Genomic DNA, 16,155 nt, shown 5'->3' with positions numbered 1-16,155 from the left:
GTCAGCGCACTCCCATCAGGTAGACGATCGTGAACAGGGCCACCCAGATGATGTCCAGCGCGTGCCAGAACAGGCTGAAACACATCAACCGGTGCAGGACGGTGGCGCGCCAGCCCTTGTCCGCCACCTGAGCCACCATGACCCCCAGCCACAGCAGGCCCACCGCCACGTGGGCGCCGTGGCAGCCCACCAGGGTGAAGAAGCCGGAGAGGAAGGCGCTGCGGTCGGCGGTGGCGCCCCGGGCGACCATGTTGGCGAACTCACGCATCTCCAGGACCAGGAAGCCCAGCCCCAGGATGAAGGTGATGGCGGCGCCCAGGTAGAAGGTGCCGCGATGCCGCGCGTCCATGGCCAGGGACATCATCCCGCAGCTGAAGCTGGAGAACAGCAGCAGCGCCGTTTCCACCGCCACGTTCCGGGCATCGAACAGCTCCGCCCCCGTCGGGCCGCCCGCCGTCGCCTTCCCCAACACCGCGAAGGTTGCGAAGAAGGCGGAGAACATGACGATGTCGCTCAGCAGGAACAGCCAGAAGCCGTAGGCGATGATGATACGCTTGGGCGCCGGGCCGGCGGCGCTGGCGCTGGCGGGCATGCCGTGGTGGGTGTGCGGGGGCTCATGCCCGCCGAGGGTGGTGGCGGTGGTGGTGGCGGTCATGGCGTGTCCCCCGCCCAATAGGCCTGCTGGTGGGCACGGTCGACTTGGGCCAGTTCCTCCGCCGCGATCTCGAATTCGCTCTCATCCCGCCAGGCGAAGACCAGGGTGGTGATCAGCGCGCCTACCAGGCCTAGGATCACCAGCCACCAGATATGCCAGATAAGGGCGAAGCCGGTGACGACGGCGAAGAAGGCGGTGACGAAGCCGGTGGGGCTGTTGAGCGGCATGTGGATGGGCTCATAGGCCAGGGCCTCGGCGGCGGCGGCCCGTTCCTCGCGCGCCCGGCGCTTCATGTGCCAATAGGCGTCCTCCCGCTCCACCTGGGGCAGCACGGCGAAGTTCCAGGCGGGCGGGGGCGAGGACGTCGACCACTCCAGGGTCCTTCCCTGCCAAGGGTCGCCCGTGCGGTCGCGCCGCCGTTCCCGCGTGCGCATGGACACCACCAGTTGGATGATCAGGGCCAGGATGCCGGCCAGGATGAAGGCGACGCCCACGGCTGCCACGATCAGCCAGGGCTGCCAGCCCGGATTGTCATAATGCTGCAGCCGGCGCGTCATGCCCAGCATGCCCAGGTAGTAGAGGGGCATGAAGGCCAGGTAGAAGCCGACGAACCAGCACCAGAAGGAGACCTTGCCCCAGCCCTCATCCAGGGTGAAGCCGAAGGCCTTGGGGAACCAGTACATATAGCCGGCCAGCACCCCGAACACGACGCCGCCGATGATGACGTTGTGGAAGTGGGCGATCAGGAACAGGCTGTTGTGCAGGATGAAATCGGCCGGCGGCACGGCCAGCAGCACGCCTGTCATGCCGCCGATGACAAAGGTCACCATGAAGCCCACGGACCACAGGATGGGGGCGTTGAAGCGCACCCGGCCGCCATACATGGTGAACAGCCAGTTGTAGACCTTCACGCCCGTGGGCACGGCGATGATCATGGTCATGACGCCGAAGAAGCCGTTGACGTTGGCCCCGGCGCCCATGGTGAAGAAGTGGTGCAGCCAGACGATGAAGGACAGGATGCAGATGGCCATGGTGGCCGCGACCATGGAGCGGTAGCCGAACAGCGGCTTGCCGGAGAAGGTGGACACCACCTCCGAGAACACGCCGAAGCACGGCAGGATCAGAATGTAGACCTCCGGATGGCCCCAGACCCAGATGAGGTTCACATACATCATCGGATTGCCGTCGCCGTCGGCGGTGAAGAAGTGCATGCCGAGATAGCGATCCAGCAGCAGCATGGCGAAGGTGGCGGTCAGGACCGGGAAGGCCGCGATGATCAGCAGGTTGGACGCCAGCGCGGTCCAGCAGAACACCGGCATTCGCATGTAGCTCATTCCCGGCGCCCGCATCTTCAGGATGGTGGTCGCCAGGTTGATGCCCGACAGCAGCGTGCCGACGCCGGAGATCTGCAGCGCCCACAGATAATAATCGACGCCCACGCCGGGGGAGTATTTCAGCTCGCTCAAGGGCGGGTAGGCCAGCCAGCCGGTGCGCGCGAACTCCCCCACCACCAGCGAGAGATTGGTCAGCAGGATGCCCGAGGCGGTCAGCCACAGGCTGACGGAATTCAGCGTGGGGAAGGCGACGTCGCGGATGCCCAGTTGCAGGGGGACCGCGAAGTTCATCAGGCCGATGACGAAGGGCATGGCCATGAAGAAGATCATGATGGTGCCGTGGGCGGAGAAGATCTGGTTGTAATGCTCCGGTGGCAGATAGCCGGCGTCCGGCCCCACCGAAACGGCCTGCTGCAGCCGCATCATCACCGCGTCGGTGAAGCCGCGCAGCAGCATGACCAGGGCCAGGACCACATACATGACGCCGATGCGCTTGTGGTCGACGGACGTCAGCCATTCCCGCCAGAGATAGGGCCAATAGCCCTTCACCGTCACCCAGGCCAGCACGCCCAGCACCGCCAGGATCATGAGGCCCGAGGCGATCATGTCGATCGGCTCGTTGATGGGGATGGCGCTCCAGCTCAGCTTGCCGAACATGCTCGATCCTTCTCGGGTCTTTGTTCAGGGGTGGCCGTTGAGGCGCGGGTCGTCGTGTCCGGGGTTGGCGACGGCGTCGAACAGGCCCGGCATCACGCTGCGGAAGGTGCGGGGGCGGTCCGCCCGGCTGGATTGGGTCAGCCGGGCGTACGCCGGGGCGTCCAGCGCCTCGCCCTGGGCGCGGGCGTTGGCGACCCAGCTGTCGAAGGCGTCGCGGGGCAGGGCCTCCAGCGTGAACAGCATGTCGGGGAAGCCGGCGCCGCTGAACTGGGCGGAGATGCCGGAATAGCGGCCTGGCCGGTCGGCCTGCAGGTTCAGCCGGGTGATCATGCGGGGCATGGTGTAGATCTGGCTGCCCAGCTGGGGCACGAAGAAGCTGTTCATGACCCCGTCGGAGGTCAGCTGGAAGCTGACCGGCGTGCCGGCGGGCACCACCAAGTGGTTGATGCTGGCGATGTTCTGGTCGGGGTAGATGAACAGCCATTTCCAATCCAGCGACACCACCTGCACCGTCACCGGCGGCGTGTCGGCGGGCAAGGGCTTGGGTGGGTCCAGGTCGCGTGAACTGACCCAGCCGATGCCGCCCAGCAGCAGCACGGTCATGGCGGGGATGGCCCACACCACCATCTCGATGCGGCCGGAATATTCCCAGTCGGGACGGTAGCGGGCGCGGGTGTTGCCGGCGCGGAACCACCAGGCTACGCCCAGGGTCGCCAGGATGGTGGGGATGACGATGGCCAGCATGATGCCCATCGAGTCCCACAGGATAGTCAGTTCCTGCGTGGCCACCGGCCCTTGCGGATCGAGGATGCCGCCGGAACAGCCGGCGAGGCCGGGCAGCGCCACACCCAGGGCGGCGGCCAAGGCGATGGCTGTGGCGGGGCGGGCCATGGCTTTCCTTGGTTTGGCAGGGGGTTTTGCTTTGGCAGGAGCTTGCTTTGACAGGGGGTGCTTTGAAGTGGGGTAAGCGGTGGGTCAATGCCCCCCCGCCCCATTAGTTCCCCGGCCATGCGGGGAAAAAACGCCGCACCCTGCCCATATCGTATGGATGCCCCTTTTCCCGGACCGTCGTTCCATGCCCATCCAGGCCAGCCTTTTCCCCGATGCGCCGCCATCCGGCGACCATCCGCCGGGCTTCCGCTACACCCCCGACCTGATCGATGGGGAAGAGGAGCGCTGGCTGGCGGCCGGCATCGCCGCGCTGCCGCTGAAGCCGTTCGAGTTCCACGGCTACCTGGCCAACCGACGGGTGGTGTCCTTCGGCTATCGCTATGACTACGCCCGGCGCGCGGTCGCGGCGGCGCCGGACGTGCCGTCCTTCCTTTTGGATTTGCGCGCCCGGGTCGCCGCCTGGGCCGGGGTGGCGCCCGATGATTTCCGCCAGCTGCTGATCAACGAATACGCGCCCGGCGCCGGCATCGGCTGGCACCGGGACAAGCCGCAGTTCGGCCTGGTGGCGGGCGTTTCGCTGCTGTCCCCGGCCACCCTGCGCTTCCGCCGGCGCGAGGCGGACGATTGGCGCCGCGCCGCGGCCCCCCTGGCCCCCCGCTCGGTCTACCTGCTGGCGGGAGAAGCGCGCTCGGTGTGGGAGCACAGCATCATCGAGGGCGACGCCCTGCGCTATTCCGTGACCTTCCGCACGCTGGCATAGGCCCGTGGTGACATGAACCTTTAACTCCCGATTTCGGCAAAGGCGGCGGAAAAAGACAAAACGCGGCGCAGCCAGCCAAGCCAGGGGTCCGGCGCCCTCATAGTGTGGTGGGAAAACTGCGCCCAGGCGCGGCTTGTCTACCTTGGCCCGGATGCCGCGCCCGCGCGGGGTCCCGAGCCTGAGCCTCGTGTTGGGGGAAGGATGCTGTCCACCATGCCGTCGCCGGTCCGCCGGTTGTATCCCTTGGTCCTTGCCCTGGCGTTGGCCGCCTGCGGCGACAAGCATCCGCCGGCCGCCAACGCCGGTCCGCCGCCGGTGACGGTGGCCCAGCCGCTGCCGCACAAGATTGTGGACTGGGATGAGTTCACCGGCCGGTTCGAGGCCGTGCAGACGGTGGAGCTGCGCGCCCGCGTCTCCGGCTACCTGGACCAGATCAAGTTCCGCGACGGCCAGCTGGTGCAGAAGGGCGACCTGCTGTTCGTCATCGACCCGCGCCCCTTCCAGGCCACGCTGGACAAGGCCAACGCCGACGTCCAGCGGGAGAAGACCCGGCAGTCCCTGGCTGTTTCGGAACTGAAACGAGCGGCCCAGCTGCTGGCCGCCCGCGCCATCAGCCAGGAAGAGTACGATACTCGCGCCCAGGCGGAGCAGGAAAGCCAGGCGGCGGTGGCCTCGGCCACCGCCGCCGCGCGCTCGGCGGCGCTGGACCTGGAGTTCACCCAGATCCGCTCCCCCATCTCCGGCCGCATCGGCGACCGCAAGATCGACATCGGCAACTTGGTCAGCGGCGGGTCGGCGCAATCCACCCTGCTGGCCACCGTGGTAACCCAGGACCCCATCTACTTCGTCTTCGACGGCAGCGAGGCGGACTACCTGCGCTACAACCGGCTGGCGCTGGAAGGCAAACGCGCTTCGTCGCGCGACAAGGCCAACCCCGTCTTCGTCCGCCTGATGGATGAGACCGCCTGGACCCACAAGGGTGAGATGGATTTCGTCGACAACCGGTTGGACCCCAACTCCGGCACCATCCGGGGCCGCGCCGTCATTCCCAACACCGACAACTTCCTGCAGCCCGGCACCTTCGGCCGCATGCGGCTGCTGGGCTCCGGCGAGTACGACGCCCTGCTGCTGCCGGACGAGGCCATCGCCTCAGACCAGTCGCACAAGATCGTCCTGACCGTGGCGGAGGACGGCACGGTGGTGCCCAAGCCGGTGGTGCTGGGCAACCTGGCCTACGGCCTGCGCGTCATCAAGTCCGGCCTGGCGCCCACCGACCGCGTCATCATCAGCGGCCTCATGCGGGCGCGGCCCGGCACCAAGGTCACGCCCCAGCCCGGGACCGTCACGCCCGCGGCCGAGCAGTAAGGGGCCGCGCCATGAAGTTCTCACACTTCTTCATCGACCGGCCCATCTTCGCCTGCGTGATCTCCATCCTGATCACGCTGATCGGCGGCCTGGCCTATTTCGCCCTGCCGGTGGCCCAGTATCCCGAGGTGGCGCCGCCCACGGTGGTGGTGACGGCCACGTATCCCGGTGCCTCCGCCGAGACGGTGGCCAACACCGTGGCCGCACCGCTGGAACAGGAGATCAACGGCGTCGACGACATGCTGTACATGGTCTCCCAGAACACGGGCGACGGCGGCCTGTCGCTGACCATCACCTTCAAGCTGGGCACCGACATCGACAAGGCCCAGGTGCTGGTGCAGAACCGCGTGTCGGTGGCGCAGCCGCACCTGCCGGACGAGGTGAACCGCCTGGGCGTCACCACGCGCAAGAATTCCCCCAACCTGATGATGGTCATCCATCTCTATTCCCCGGATGACAGCCTGGACCAGCTCTACATCTCCAACTATGCCACGTTGCAGGTGCGCGACCCGCTGGCCCGCCTGGATGGCGTGGGCGACGCCCGCATCCGCGGCGCCGGCGACTATTCCATGCGCGTCTGGCTGGATCCGGAGAAGGTGCAGGCCCGCGGCCTGACCACGGCGGAGGTGGTGCAGGCGCTGCAGGGCAACAACGTGCAGGTGGCCTCGGGCCAGCTGAACCATCCGCCCGTGCCCAAGCCCAGCGCCTTCGAGGTGCAGGTGCAGACCCTGGGCCGCCTGACCGACCCCAGCCAGTTCGCCGACATCGTCATCAAGTCCGACGCCCAGGGGCGCGTCACCCGCGTGCGCGACGTGGGCTGGGTGGAGCTGGGCGCGCAGGACTACAACACCTATTCCTATGTCGACGGCCAGCGGGCGGCGGCCATCCTGATCTACCAGCGCCCGGGCTCCAACGCCCTGAAGACGGCGGCCAACGTGCTGTCGTCCATGGAGACGATGAGCCACGACATGCCCAAGGGCATGGCCTACAAGGTGGTCTACAACCCGACCAACTACATCGCGGAATCGGTGAAGGAGGTCTACCACACCATCTTCGAGGCGGTGGTGCTGGTGGTCATTGTCGTCATCGTCTTCCTGCAATCGTGGCGGGCGGCCCTGATCCCTGTCATCGCCATCCCCATCTCGCTCATCGGCACCTTCGCCGTCATGGCGGCGGTGGGCTTCTCCCTCAACAACCTGTCCCTCTTCGGGCTGGTGCTGGCCATCGGCATCGTCGTCGACGACGCCATCGTGGTGGTGGAGAATGTGGAGCGCAACCTGGCCCAGGGCCTGTCCCCGCGTGAGGCCGCGCACCGCACCATGGACGAGGTCGGCGGCGCCCTGGTCGCCATCGCCCTGGTGCTGACCGCCGTCTTCCTGCCCACGGCCTTCCTCACCGGCATCGCGGGTGAGTTCTACCGCCAGTTCGGCGTCACCATCGCCGCCGCCACCGTCATCTCCATGCTGGTGTCGCAGACGCTGAGCCCGGCCCTGGCCGCCTTGCTGCTGAAGCCGCACGTGCAGGAGCATGCGGCCCCCCGGCGGGGCTTCCATCCGGTGGCGCGGTTCTTCGGCGGCTTCAATCGCGGCTTCGATTGGCTGTCGGAGCGCTATGGCCGGGTGACAGGCCATCTCGTGCGCCTGGCCACCGTCGTGCTGGTGGTCTATGCCGGCCTGATCGTGCTGGGCGGCGGCCTTATTTCCCGCACGCCCACGGGCTTCATCCCGGCGCAGGACCAGGGCTACTTCATCACCGTCATCCAGCTGCCGCCGGGCTCCTCCCTCGCCCGGACGGACGCCATCCTGCGCCATGTTCAGGACCTGCTGAGCAAGCGGCCGGGTGTCGCCCACACCGTGGGCTTCGCCGGCTTCGACGGCGCCACTTTCACCAATGCCCCCAACGCCGGCGCCGTCTTCGTCGCCACCACGCCGTTCGCGGAGCGTGGCAGCCTCACCACCCAGGGCATCTTCTCCGACCTGCAGAAGACCATACAGCAGGTCGACGGCGCCCTGATCCTGCTGATCCCGCCGCCCACGGTGCCGGGCATCGGCTCGTCCGGCGGGTTCAAGCTCTACATCGAAGACAGGCGCTCGCGCGGCCTGCAGGCCCTGGCCGACGCCACGCAGGACATGATGCTGGCGGCCAACCAGACGCCGGGCCTGGCCAACGTCTTCAGCCTGTACAACACCCGCACGCCGCAGGTGTACGCCGACATCGACCGGGTGAAGGCCGACATGCTGGGCGTGCCGCCGTCGCGCATCTTCGACACGCTGAACGTCTATCTGGGATCGGCCTTCGTCAACGACTTCAACCTGCTGGGCCGCACCTACCGGGTGACGGCGCAGGCCGACGGTGCCGACCGCACCAGCGTGCGCGACATCGCCTACCTGCGCACGCGCTCCGACAGCGGGGGGCTGGTGCCCCTGGGCTCCGTCGCCACCTTCCGCGACGTGACCGGGCCCTACCGCGTGCCGCGCTACAATTTGTATCCGGCGGCGGAACTGCAGGGGTCGCCTGCGCCGGGATATTCCACCGGCCAGGCCATCGCCGCCGTGCAACAGCTGGCGCAGCAGCGCCTGCCGGACGGCTTCGCCATCGAATGGACGGAACTGACCTTCCAGCAGATCATCGCCGGCAACACCGCCCCCATCGCCTTCGGCCTGGCCGTGGTGTTCGTCTACCTGCTGCTGGCCGCCCTGTATGAAAGCTGGATGCTGCCGCTGTCGGTCATCCTGATCGTGCCCATGTGCCTGTTGACCGCCATCTCCGGCGTCAATCTGCGGGGCATGGACAACAACATCCTGACCCAGATCGGCCTGGTGGTGCTGGTGGGCCTGGCGGCCAAGAACGCCATCCTGATCGTGGAATTCGCCAAGCAGGACGAGGAGGAGGGGATGGACCGCTTCCAGGCGGCGGTGCGCGCGGCCCGCACGCGCCTGCGCCCCATCCTCATGACCTCCTTCGCCTTCATCCTGGGCGTGGTGCCGCTGGTCAACGCCTCGGGCGCCGGGTCGGAGATGCGGCAGGCCCTGGGCACCGCCGTCTTCTTCGGCATGCTGGGCGTCACCTTCTTCGGCCTGCTGTTCACGCCGGTGTTCTACGTCGTCTGCCGCTGGCTGGCGCTGTGGGGCCAGCGGCGTTTCGGCAAGCGGGAAGAAACGCCACCGCCGCATGCCGGTTCACCTGGCCATCATACGGCCTGATGGGGAAGGGGGATCGATCCATGTGCACCTATCGCACCCTGTTGGCCCTGTCGGTCTGCCTGCTGCCGCTGTCCGGTTGCATCACCGTGGGCCCGGATTACCAGGCGCCCGCCAGCCCGGCCGCCGCCGGCGCAGCCTTCACCCGCGCGGGCACCGCGCCCGGCAGTGCCGCGATCAAGGCGGCCGACATGCTGAAGGCGGAGGAACCGCTGGAGGAATGGTGGCGCCAGCTGGGCGACCCGGTGCTGGACCAACTGGTGGCCGACGCTGTCAAGGCCAACCTGGACCTGAAGGCGGCCGACGCCGCCGTCCGCGCCGCCCGGGCGGAAGCGGAGGCGGTGGGCGCCCGCAACCTGCCCTCCCTGGGCGCCAGCGCCAGCTACAGCCGGGCGCGCGCCGCCGCGGCCACGCAGCAGGGCCAGCCCAATGCGCAATTGCCCGACAGCAACGTCACCACCGCCGGCGGCAGCCTGTCGTGGGAGATCGACCTGTTCGGCCAGGTGCGGCGGGCCATCGAGGCGGCGGAGGCGGACAGCGCGCGGGCGGAGGCGCTGCGCCACCAGGTGCTGACCGTCATCATCGCCGACGTGGCCAGCACCTATGTCGACCTGCGGGGCGCCCAGCTGCGCCTGTCCGTCGCCCTGCGCAACGCGGAGAACCAGCGCGGCACCTTCGACCTGACCCATACCTTGAGCGACGCCGGCCGGGGGACGGACCTGGACATCGCCCGCGCTCAGGCGCAGCTGGAAACCACCTTGGCCTCCATCCCGCCCCTGCGCGCCACGGTGGCGGCGGATGAGCACATTTTGGCCACCCTGACGGGGCGGGAGCCGGGGGCGCTGCTGAGCCTGCTCGACGCACCGGCCCCCCTGCCCGACCTGCCCGACAGCGTGGCCGTGGGCACGCCCGCCACCTTGCTGGGCCGCCGGGCCGATGTGGCGGCGGCGGAGCGGGCCCTGGCGGCGGCCACGGCCCGCATCGGCGTCGCCACCGCCGACCTCTACCCCAAGATCTCCCTCACCGGGTCGGTGGGGGTGCAGGCCCTGCAGCCGGGGGACCTGGGCGCTCGGGGCGCCTTCACCTACGGCATCGGGCCCAGCATCAGCCTGCCGCTGTTCGACGCCGCCCTCTATGCCCGCATCCGCGAGGCCAACGCCAACACCGACCAGGCGGCGGCCAACTTCCAGAAGGCGGTGCTGACCGCCTGGCAGGAGGCGGAGACGGCGCTGGCCCGCTACGCCCAGGAACGGTCGCGGCGCGCCTCGCTGGATACCGCCGCCACCGCCAGCACCCGGGCCGCCAGCCTGGCGGCCACGCGCTACCGCTACGGCGCCGACAATTTTCTGACCGTGCTGGACGCCCAGCGCACCCAGCTGGAGGCGGAGGACCAGCTGGCCCAGAGCCGTATCCAGGTGGCGCAGGATCTGGTGGCCACATACCGGGCGCTGGGCGGCGGCTGGACCGTATCCCGGGACGTGGCCCCGGATATGGCGGACGCGCGGTGAGCGCGTTTATCCGGCAGTCGCGAACAGGTCGCCTGTGATTGCCGGCGGGCGGGCTGGGCGGCGTCCTTCCAGCGTCAGCAGATAGTCCTTGGCCTCCAGCCCGCCGGCGAAGCCGGTCAGGGAACCGTCCATGCCCACCACCCGGTGGCAGGGCGCGATGATGGAAATGGGGTTGCGCCCGTTGGCGGCCCCGACCGCCCGCACCGCCGCAGGCTTGCCGATCTGCCGGGCGATGTCGCTGTAGCTGCGCACCTCGCCATAGGGGATGGTCAGCAGCGCCCGCCACACCTGTTTCTGGAATTCCGTGCCGGTGAAGGACAGCGGGACGTCGAACACCGTCAGCTCCCCGCCGAAGTAGGCCCGCAGCTGTCGTTCAGCCTCATTCAACACCGGATGGTCGGGGGCCGGGACCAGCGGACCCAGCCGCACCCGGCCCGGCCGGTCATTCTCCCACAGGATGGCTGCCAGACCCTCATCGCCGGCCACCAGGGTCAGCCGTCCAACGGGGGAGGGCAGGTACCTGAACGCAAACGTGGCAGTGCCGGTCATGGCGGTAAGCTCCTCATCCGGGGGAGTGGCCAGGGTGGCAAAACGATAAGGCCAGGGGCAAGGGCGGTCATCACAGGCCTCGGGCCATTGTCCCGGCCCGGTTTCAGGGATGGTATCGTTATGTTCATCTAAATATAGCGCACTTAGAACGTCGCGTTTCAGGTAGCGGACGCGGAATACCTTTGGTTGGGTAATAAACTTTGCGCATGACGCAACCAATTTTCTGAATTTAGTTAATGAGAACGGTTATCAATAGGACCGTCTTCATTCGCTGCCCGAGAAATTCACCGCCAATAACTTGACGGGCTGCGGCCGCGTCTTATGATGCATGCATCCGTCTGCCGGCGTCTGCTTGCCCTTCCCGGGCGGCTTCGGCGTTTTGGCAGGGCCGATTTTCACGGGAGCGTGTGAGACATGGATCTCAGTCGTCGCGGCTTTATCAAGCTGACCGGCGCGGGACTGGCGGTCTCCAGCATGGGCGCGCTGGGCTTCGGCTCGGCGGGCACCGCGCTGGCGGCATCCGTCCGGCCGTTCAAGCTGACCGCCGCCACCGAAACCCGCAACACCTGCACCTATTGCTCGGTGGCCTGCGGCATCCTCATCTACAGCCAGGGCGATCGCGCGAAGAACGTGAAGTCCTCGGTCATCCATATCGAGGGTGATCCGGACCATCCCGTCAACCGCGGCACGCTGTGCCCCAAGGGCGCCGGCCTGCTGGACATCGTGCGCGCGCCGGGCCGCCTGACGGTGCCGAAATATCGCGCCGCCGGTGCCACGGAGTGGAAGGAGGTCAGCTGGGATTTCGCCCTGGACCGCATCGCCACGCTGATGAAGCAGGACCGCGACGCCAACTTCATCGCCAAGAACGGCGCCGGCGCCACGGTGAACCGGTGGAACACCACGGGCATGCTGGCGGCCTCGGCGGCCTCGAACGAGGCGGCCTATGTGACGTTCAAGTGGGCCCGCGCGTTGGGCATGGTGACGTTCGACAACCAGGCGCGTGTCTGACACGGACCGACGGTGGCCAGTCTGGCCCCAACATTCGGTCGCGGTGCGATGACCAACACCTGGCAGGACATCAAGAACGCCAACGTCGTCATCGTCATGGGCGGCAATGCCGCCGAAGCGCACCCCTGCGGATTCAAATGGGTGGTCGAGGCCAAGATCGAGAACAAGGCCAAGCTCATCGTTGTCGATCCGCGTTTCACCCGCACGGCCTCCGTGGCGGACGTCTATGCCCCCATCCGGCCGGGCACCGACATCGCTTTCCTCAGCGGCCTCATGCGCTATCTGCTGACGAACGATGCCATCCAGCACGAGTACGTGCGGGCGTATACCAACGCCAGCCTGATCGTGAAGGACGGCTTCGCCTTCGAGGATGGCCTGTTCAGCGGCTATAACGAGGAAAAGCGCAGCTATGACAAGTCCAGCTGGGATTACGAGCTGGATGAGCAAGGCTACGCCAAGTCCGATGACACCTGGCAGAACCCGCGCTGCGTCATCAACCTGCTGAAAAGCCACGTCGACCGGTATACGCCCGAGATGGTGTCCCGCATCTGCGGCACGCCCCAGGACAAGTACCTGGAGATCTGCAAGCTGATCGCCACCACCTCGGCGCCGGACAAGGCCCTGACCAGCCTGTTCGCGCTGGGCTGGACGCAGCATTCGGTGGGCGCGCAAAACATCCGCACCATGGCCATGGTGCAGCTGCTGCTGGGCAACATCGGTGTCGCCGGCGGCGGCATGAACGCCCTGCGCGGCCATTCCAACATCCAGGGCCTGACCGACATCGGCCTGCTCTCGGCCTCACTGCCGGGCTACATGAACATGCCGAAGGACAGTGAAGTCACCTTCGACAAGTACATGGAGACCAAGCTGTTCAAGCCCCTGCGCCCGGGGCAGACCAGTTACTGGCAGAACTACCGCAAGTTCTTCGTCAGCTTCCAGAAGGCCATGTTCGGCAGCGCCGCCACGGCCGAGAACAACTGGGCCTACGACTATTTGCCCAAGCTGGACGTGGATGGTTACGACATCCTGCGCGCGTTCGAGATGATGAACAACAAGCAGATGAACGGCTACATCTGCCAGGGCTTCAACCCCATGCAGGCCTTCCCCGACCGGGGCAAGATCCGCCGGGGCCTGTCGAACCTGAAGTACCTTGTCGTCATGGACCCGCTGGATACCGAGACGGCCAATTTCTGGCAGGACTACGGTCCGCAGAACCCGTCCAAGCCGACGGAGATCCAGACCGAGGTGTTCCAGCTGCCAACCACCTGCTTCGCGGAGGAGAATGGCACGCTGGTCAACTCCGCCCGCTGGCTGCAGTGGCACTGGAAGGCGGCCGACGCCCCCGGCCAGGCCAAGACCGACCTGTGGATCATCGCCGGCCTCTACAACCGCATGAAGGCGATGTACGCCAAGGACGGCGGGGCCTTCCCCGACGCGCTGCTGAACCTCACCTGGACCTATGCCGACCCGCATGAGCCGGAGCCGGAGGAAGTGGCCAAGGAGATGAACGGCCGCGCCCTGGCGGACGTCAACGACCCGGCCACGGGCGCCCCGCTGTTGAAGGCAGGGCAGCAGCTGGACGCCTTCGCCCAGCTGCGCGACGACGGCACCACCATGTCGGGCTGCTGGATCTTCGCCGGCAGCTTCACCGACAAGGGCAACATGACGGCCCGCCGTGATGCGACGGATCCGCGTGAGGCGGGCATCGCCCCCAACTGGGCCTGGGCGTGGCCGGCCAACCGGCGCATCCTGTACAACCGTGCCAGCGCCAACCCGGAGGGCAAGGCCTGGAACCCGGCCAAGCCCGTCATCGAGTGGAACGGGTCCAAGTGGGTGGGCGTGGACGTGCCCGACTATGGCCCGACGGTGAAGCCGTCGGACAGTGTCGGCCCCTTCATCATGAACCAGGAGGGGCAGGCCCGCCTGTTCGCCCGCGGCCTGATGAACGAAGGTCCGTTCCCCGAGCATTACGAGCCGTTCGAAAGCCCGTCGGAAAACGTGCTGCACCCCAAGGTGAAGAACAATCCGGCCGCCCGCCTGTTCGCCAGCGACAAGGAACACATGGGCGCCTCGGCCGACTTCCCCTACGTCGGCACCACCTACCGCCTGACCGAGCACTTCCACTATTGGACCAAGCATGCGCTGATCAACGCCATCCTCCAGCCGGAGGAATTCGTGGAGATCGGCGAGGCCCTGGCCAAGGAGAAGGGCATCGAGCAGGGCGGCTGGGTCAAGGTGTCGTCCAAGCGCGGCCAGGTGATCTGCAAGGCCTTCGTGACCAAGCGCATCAAGCCGCTGATGGTGGACGGCAAGCCGACCCATGTCATCGGCTGCCCCATCCACTGGGGCTTCACGGGCGTGGCGCGCAAGGGCTACGGCGCCAACACCCTGACGCCATTCGTGGGTGACGCCAACACCAACACGCCGGAGTTCAAGGCCTTCCTGCTCAACATCGAGAAGACCAGCGCGCCCCCCGCGGTGGATGTGGCCCAGGGGCCGCGTGACGCCCAAGGGGTGCCGAAGTCGCTCACCAAGATGGGGAGCCTGTGATGGCCGACCTGCAATCCCAAGACTACATCCGCCGGTCGGCCACCAACCTGACGCCGCCCTCGGTGCGCCACCATGAGCTTGAGGTGGCCAAGCTGATCGACGTCAGCCGCTGCATCGGCTGCAAGGCCTGCCAGTCCGCCTGCATGGAATGGAACAACCTGCGGCCAGAGATGGAGGAGTTCCAGGGCGCGTACGAGAACCCGCACGACCTCAACCCCGGCACCTGGACCCTGATGCGGTTCGCCGAGTACGAGGACGAGCAGGGGAACCTGGAGTGGCTGATCCGCAAGGACGGCTGCATGCACTGCGAGGATCCGGGCTGCCTCAAGGCCTGCCCGGCCCCCGGCGCCATCGTCCAGTACGCCAACGGCATCGTCGACTTCATCAGCGAGAACTGCATCGGCTGCGGCTATTGCGTGAAGGGGTGCCCCTTCAACATCCCGCGCATCAGCGCCCAGGACCACAAGTCGTACAAGTGCACCTTGTGTTCCGACCGCGTGGGCGTGGGGCTGGAGCCGGCCTGCGTGAAGACCTGCCCCACCGGTGCCATCATGTTCGGCTCCAAGGACGACATGAAGGACTGGGCGGGCGAGCGCATCGCCGAGCTGAAGGAACGCGGCTTCCAGAACGCCGGCCTCTATGACCCGCCGGAGGTGGGCGGCACGCACGTCATGTACGTGCTGCACCACGCCGACAAGCCCTCGCTCTACTCCGGCCTGCCGGACAAGCCGCATATCAGCGCGCTGGTGGGGGCGTGGAAGGGTTTCCTGAAGCCGGTGGCCCTGGCGGGCCTGGCCTTCGCCGCTGTGGGCGCCTTCGTCCATTCCATCGTCGCCGGCCCCAATGAGACGACGGAAGCCGATGAGGCCCATGCCCGGCTGGAAATGGAGAAGGCAAAACGGAATGGGAGCGCCGAATCATGAGCTATCCCAAGGGAACCATCGTCCGTAATTCCACCCTGACCCTGGTGAACCACTGGATCACCGGCCTCTGCTTCGTGCTGTTGACCCTGTCGGGCCTGGCCATGTTCCATCCCGTGTTCTTCTGGCTGTCGAACCTGTTCGGCAGCGGACAATGGATGCGGGCGCTGCATCCCTGGCTGGGCGTGTGCCTGATCGTCAGCTTCCTGGGCCTGTTCATCCAGTTCTGGCGGGACAACCTGTGGAACCGCGACGACGTGGAATGGGCCAAGTCGCTGGACAAGGTGCTGGACAACCGGGAGGAGGAGGTGCCGCCCGTCGGCCGCTTCAACGCCGGCCAGAAGGCGGTGTTCTGGGGCATGGCCCTGATCATCCCGGTGCTGTTCGTCACCGGCATCCTGATCTGGGAGGTTTATTTCGGGGACGCCACCTCCATCGAGACGCAGCGCGTGGCCGTGCTGATCCACAGCATGGCCGCCATCGGCGCCATCCTGATCTGGATCACGCATGTCTATGCCGCGCTGTGGGTGAAGGGCTCCATGCGGGCCATGCTGCACGGCTGGGTCACGCCCGGCTGGGCCCATCGGCATCACCGCAAGTGGTTCCGCAGCCTGGTCGCCAGCGGCTCCCCCGGGCCGACGCCGGACAGCACGGCCAAATTCCGCGATTAGCGTTTATTGAAAGTTCCCTCAGGCGCCGGGCGACCGCATCCTACAACGGCATGAGGGCAGCCTCATGCCGTTGGTATGGAGCGTATA

Annotated in this window: 12 protein-coding genes; 8 read left to right on the top strand and 4 right to left on the bottom strand. The window is 67.2% G+C overall.

Annotation, left to right across the window (positions count from 1 at the left end):
- Position 1: 1 nt before the first annotated feature.
- The 3 genes from Y958_RS18930 to cyoA are packed head-to-tail and all read right to left on the bottom strand — an operon-like array spanning position 2 to position 3,537.
- Positions 2–655, bottom strand: coding sequence for a cytochrome (ubi)quinol oxidase subunit III (locus tag Y958_RS18930; RefSeq protein ID WP_244909458.1), 654 nt, complete (start codon positions 653–655; stop codon positions 2–4).
- On the bottom strand, positions 652–2,646 hold the full coding sequence (cyoB, locus tag Y958_RS18925) for a cytochrome o ubiquinol oxidase subunit I (protein ID WP_088873497.1): 1,995 nt from the start codon (positions 2,644–2,646) through the stop codon (positions 652–654). Before cyoB ends, Y958_RS18930 begins: the two co-directional genes overlap by 4 nt.
- A gap of 24 nt (positions 2,647–2,670) precedes the next feature.
- Complete coding sequence (cyoA, locus tag Y958_RS18920) at positions 2,671–3,537, bottom strand: ubiquinol oxidase subunit II (protein WP_088873496.1); 867 nt, start codon at positions 3,535–3,537, stop codon at positions 2,671–2,673.
- Positions 3,538–3,721: 184 nt separating this feature from the next.
- Here cyoA and Y958_RS18915 point away from each other — a divergent pair, with 184 nt between their 5' ends.
- The 4 genes from Y958_RS18915 to Y958_RS18900 all read left to right on the top strand — a co-directional run bounded on the left by Y958_RS18915 (position 3,722) and on the right by Y958_RS18900 (position 10,370).
- On the top strand, positions 3,722–4,297 hold the full coding sequence (locus tag Y958_RS18915; protein WP_088873495.1) for an alpha-ketoglutarate-dependent dioxygenase AlkB: 576 nt from the start codon (positions 3,722–3,724) through the stop codon (positions 4,295–4,297).
- Positions 4,298–4,510: 213 nt separating this feature from the next.
- Positions 4,511–5,662, top strand: a complete 1,152-nt coding sequence (locus Y958_RS18910) for an efflux RND transporter periplasmic adaptor subunit (protein ID WP_088874087.1) — start codon at positions 4,511–4,513, stop codon at positions 5,660–5,662.
- Between the two features lie 11 nt (positions 5,663–5,673).
- The gene (locus Y958_RS18905) at positions 5,674–8,865 is read left to right on the top strand and encodes an efflux RND transporter permease subunit (protein WP_088873494.1); all 3,192 of its coding nucleotides are present in this window, start codon (positions 5,674–5,676) and stop codon (positions 8,863–8,865) included.
- Positions 8,866–8,885: 20 nt separating this feature from the next.
- Positions 8,886–10,370, top strand: a complete 1,485-nt coding sequence (locus Y958_RS18900; RefSeq protein ID WP_186291344.1) for an efflux transporter outer membrane subunit — start codon at positions 8,886–8,888, stop codon at positions 10,368–10,370.
- A 6-nt stretch (positions 10,371–10,376) separates the two neighbouring features.
- Here Y958_RS18900 and Y958_RS18895 read toward each other — a convergent pair whose 3' ends face one another.
- On the bottom strand, positions 10,377–10,919 hold the full coding sequence (locus Y958_RS18895) for a methylated-DNA--[protein]-cysteine S-methyltransferase (RefSeq protein WP_088873492.1): 543 nt from the start codon (positions 10,917–10,919) through the stop codon (positions 10,377–10,379).
- A gap of 414 nt (positions 10,920–11,333) precedes the next feature.
- Between Y958_RS18895 and Y958_RS33155 the strand changes: the two genes are divergently transcribed.
- The 4 genes from Y958_RS33155 to Y958_RS18875 are packed head-to-tail and all read left to right on the top strand — an operon-like array spanning position 11,334 to position 16,068.
- Positions 11,334–11,927: a molybdopterin oxidoreductase gene (locus Y958_RS33155; protein ID WP_088873491.1), complete on the top strand. Its 594-nt coding sequence runs from the start codon at positions 11,334–11,336 to the stop codon at positions 11,925–11,927.
- A 12-nt stretch (positions 11,928–11,939) separates the two neighbouring features.
- The gene (gene fdnG, locus Y958_RS18885) at positions 11,940–14,477 is read left to right on the top strand and encodes a formate dehydrogenase-N subunit alpha (RefSeq protein ID WP_088873490.1); all 2,538 of its coding nucleotides are present in this window, start codon (positions 11,940–11,942) and stop codon (positions 14,475–14,477) included.
- Complete coding sequence (gene fdxH, locus Y958_RS18880; protein ID WP_088873489.1) at positions 14,477–15,400, top strand: formate dehydrogenase subunit beta; 924 nt, start codon at positions 14,477–14,479, stop codon at positions 15,398–15,400. Before fdnG ends, fdxH begins: the two co-directional genes overlap by 1 nt.
- Complete coding sequence (locus tag Y958_RS18875; RefSeq protein WP_088873488.1) at positions 15,397–16,068, top strand: formate dehydrogenase subunit gamma; 672 nt, start codon at positions 15,397–15,399, stop codon at positions 16,066–16,068. Before fdxH ends, Y958_RS18875 begins: the two co-directional genes overlap by 4 nt.
- Positions 16,069–16,155: the final 87 nt, after the last annotated feature.

This window comes from Nitrospirillum viridazoti CBAmc, from assembly GCF_000730165.1.
In the GTDB taxonomy this organism is placed as follows: domain Bacteria; phylum Pseudomonadota; class Alphaproteobacteria; order Azospirillales; family Azospirillaceae; genus Nitrospirillum; species Nitrospirillum viridazoti.
Note: the sequence above shows the minus strand (reverse complement) of the source record. Positions and strands in the feature narration are given on the sequence as shown.

Bases quoted from the DNA above. Each gene is read 5' to 3' on its own strand.
- Y958_RS18930 (WP_244909458.1), bottom strand. From the start codon at position 655: ATGACCGCCACCACCACCGCCACCACCCTCGGCGGGCATGAGCCCCCG.
- cyoB (WP_088873497.1), bottom strand. From the start codon at position 2,646: ATGTTCGGCAAGCTGAGCTGGAGCGCCATCCCCATCAACGAGCCGATC.
- cyoA (WP_088873496.1), bottom strand. From the start codon at position 3,537: ATGGCCCGCCCCGCCACAGCCATCGCCTTGGCCGCCGCCCTGGGTGTG.
- Y958_RS18915 (WP_088873495.1), top strand. From the start codon at position 3,722: ATGCCCATCCAGGCCAGCCTTTTCCCCGATGCGCCGCCATCCGGCGAC.
- Y958_RS18910 (WP_088874087.1), top strand. From the start codon at position 4,511: ATGCCGTCGCCGGTCCGCCGGTTGTATCCCTTGGTCCTTGCCCTGGCG.
- Y958_RS18905 (WP_088873494.1), top strand. From the start codon at position 5,674: ATGAAGTTCTCACACTTCTTCATCGACCGGCCCATCTTCGCCTGCGTG.
- Y958_RS18900 (WP_186291344.1), top strand. From the start codon at position 8,886: ATGTGCACCTATCGCACCCTGTTGGCCCTGTCGGTCTGCCTGCTGCCG.
- Y958_RS18895 (WP_088873492.1), bottom strand. From the start codon at position 10,919: ATGACCGGCACTGCCACGTTTGCGTTCAGGTACCTGCCCTCCCCCGTT.
- Y958_RS33155 (WP_088873491.1), top strand. From the start codon at position 11,334: ATGGATCTCAGTCGTCGCGGCTTTATCAAGCTGACCGGCGCGGGACTG.
- fdxH (WP_088873489.1), top strand. From the start codon at position 14,477: ATGGCCGACCTGCAATCCCAAGACTACATCCGCCGGTCGGCCACCAAC.
- Y958_RS18875 (WP_088873488.1), top strand. From the start codon at position 15,397: ATGAGCTATCCCAAGGGAACCATCGTCCGTAATTCCACCCTGACCCTG.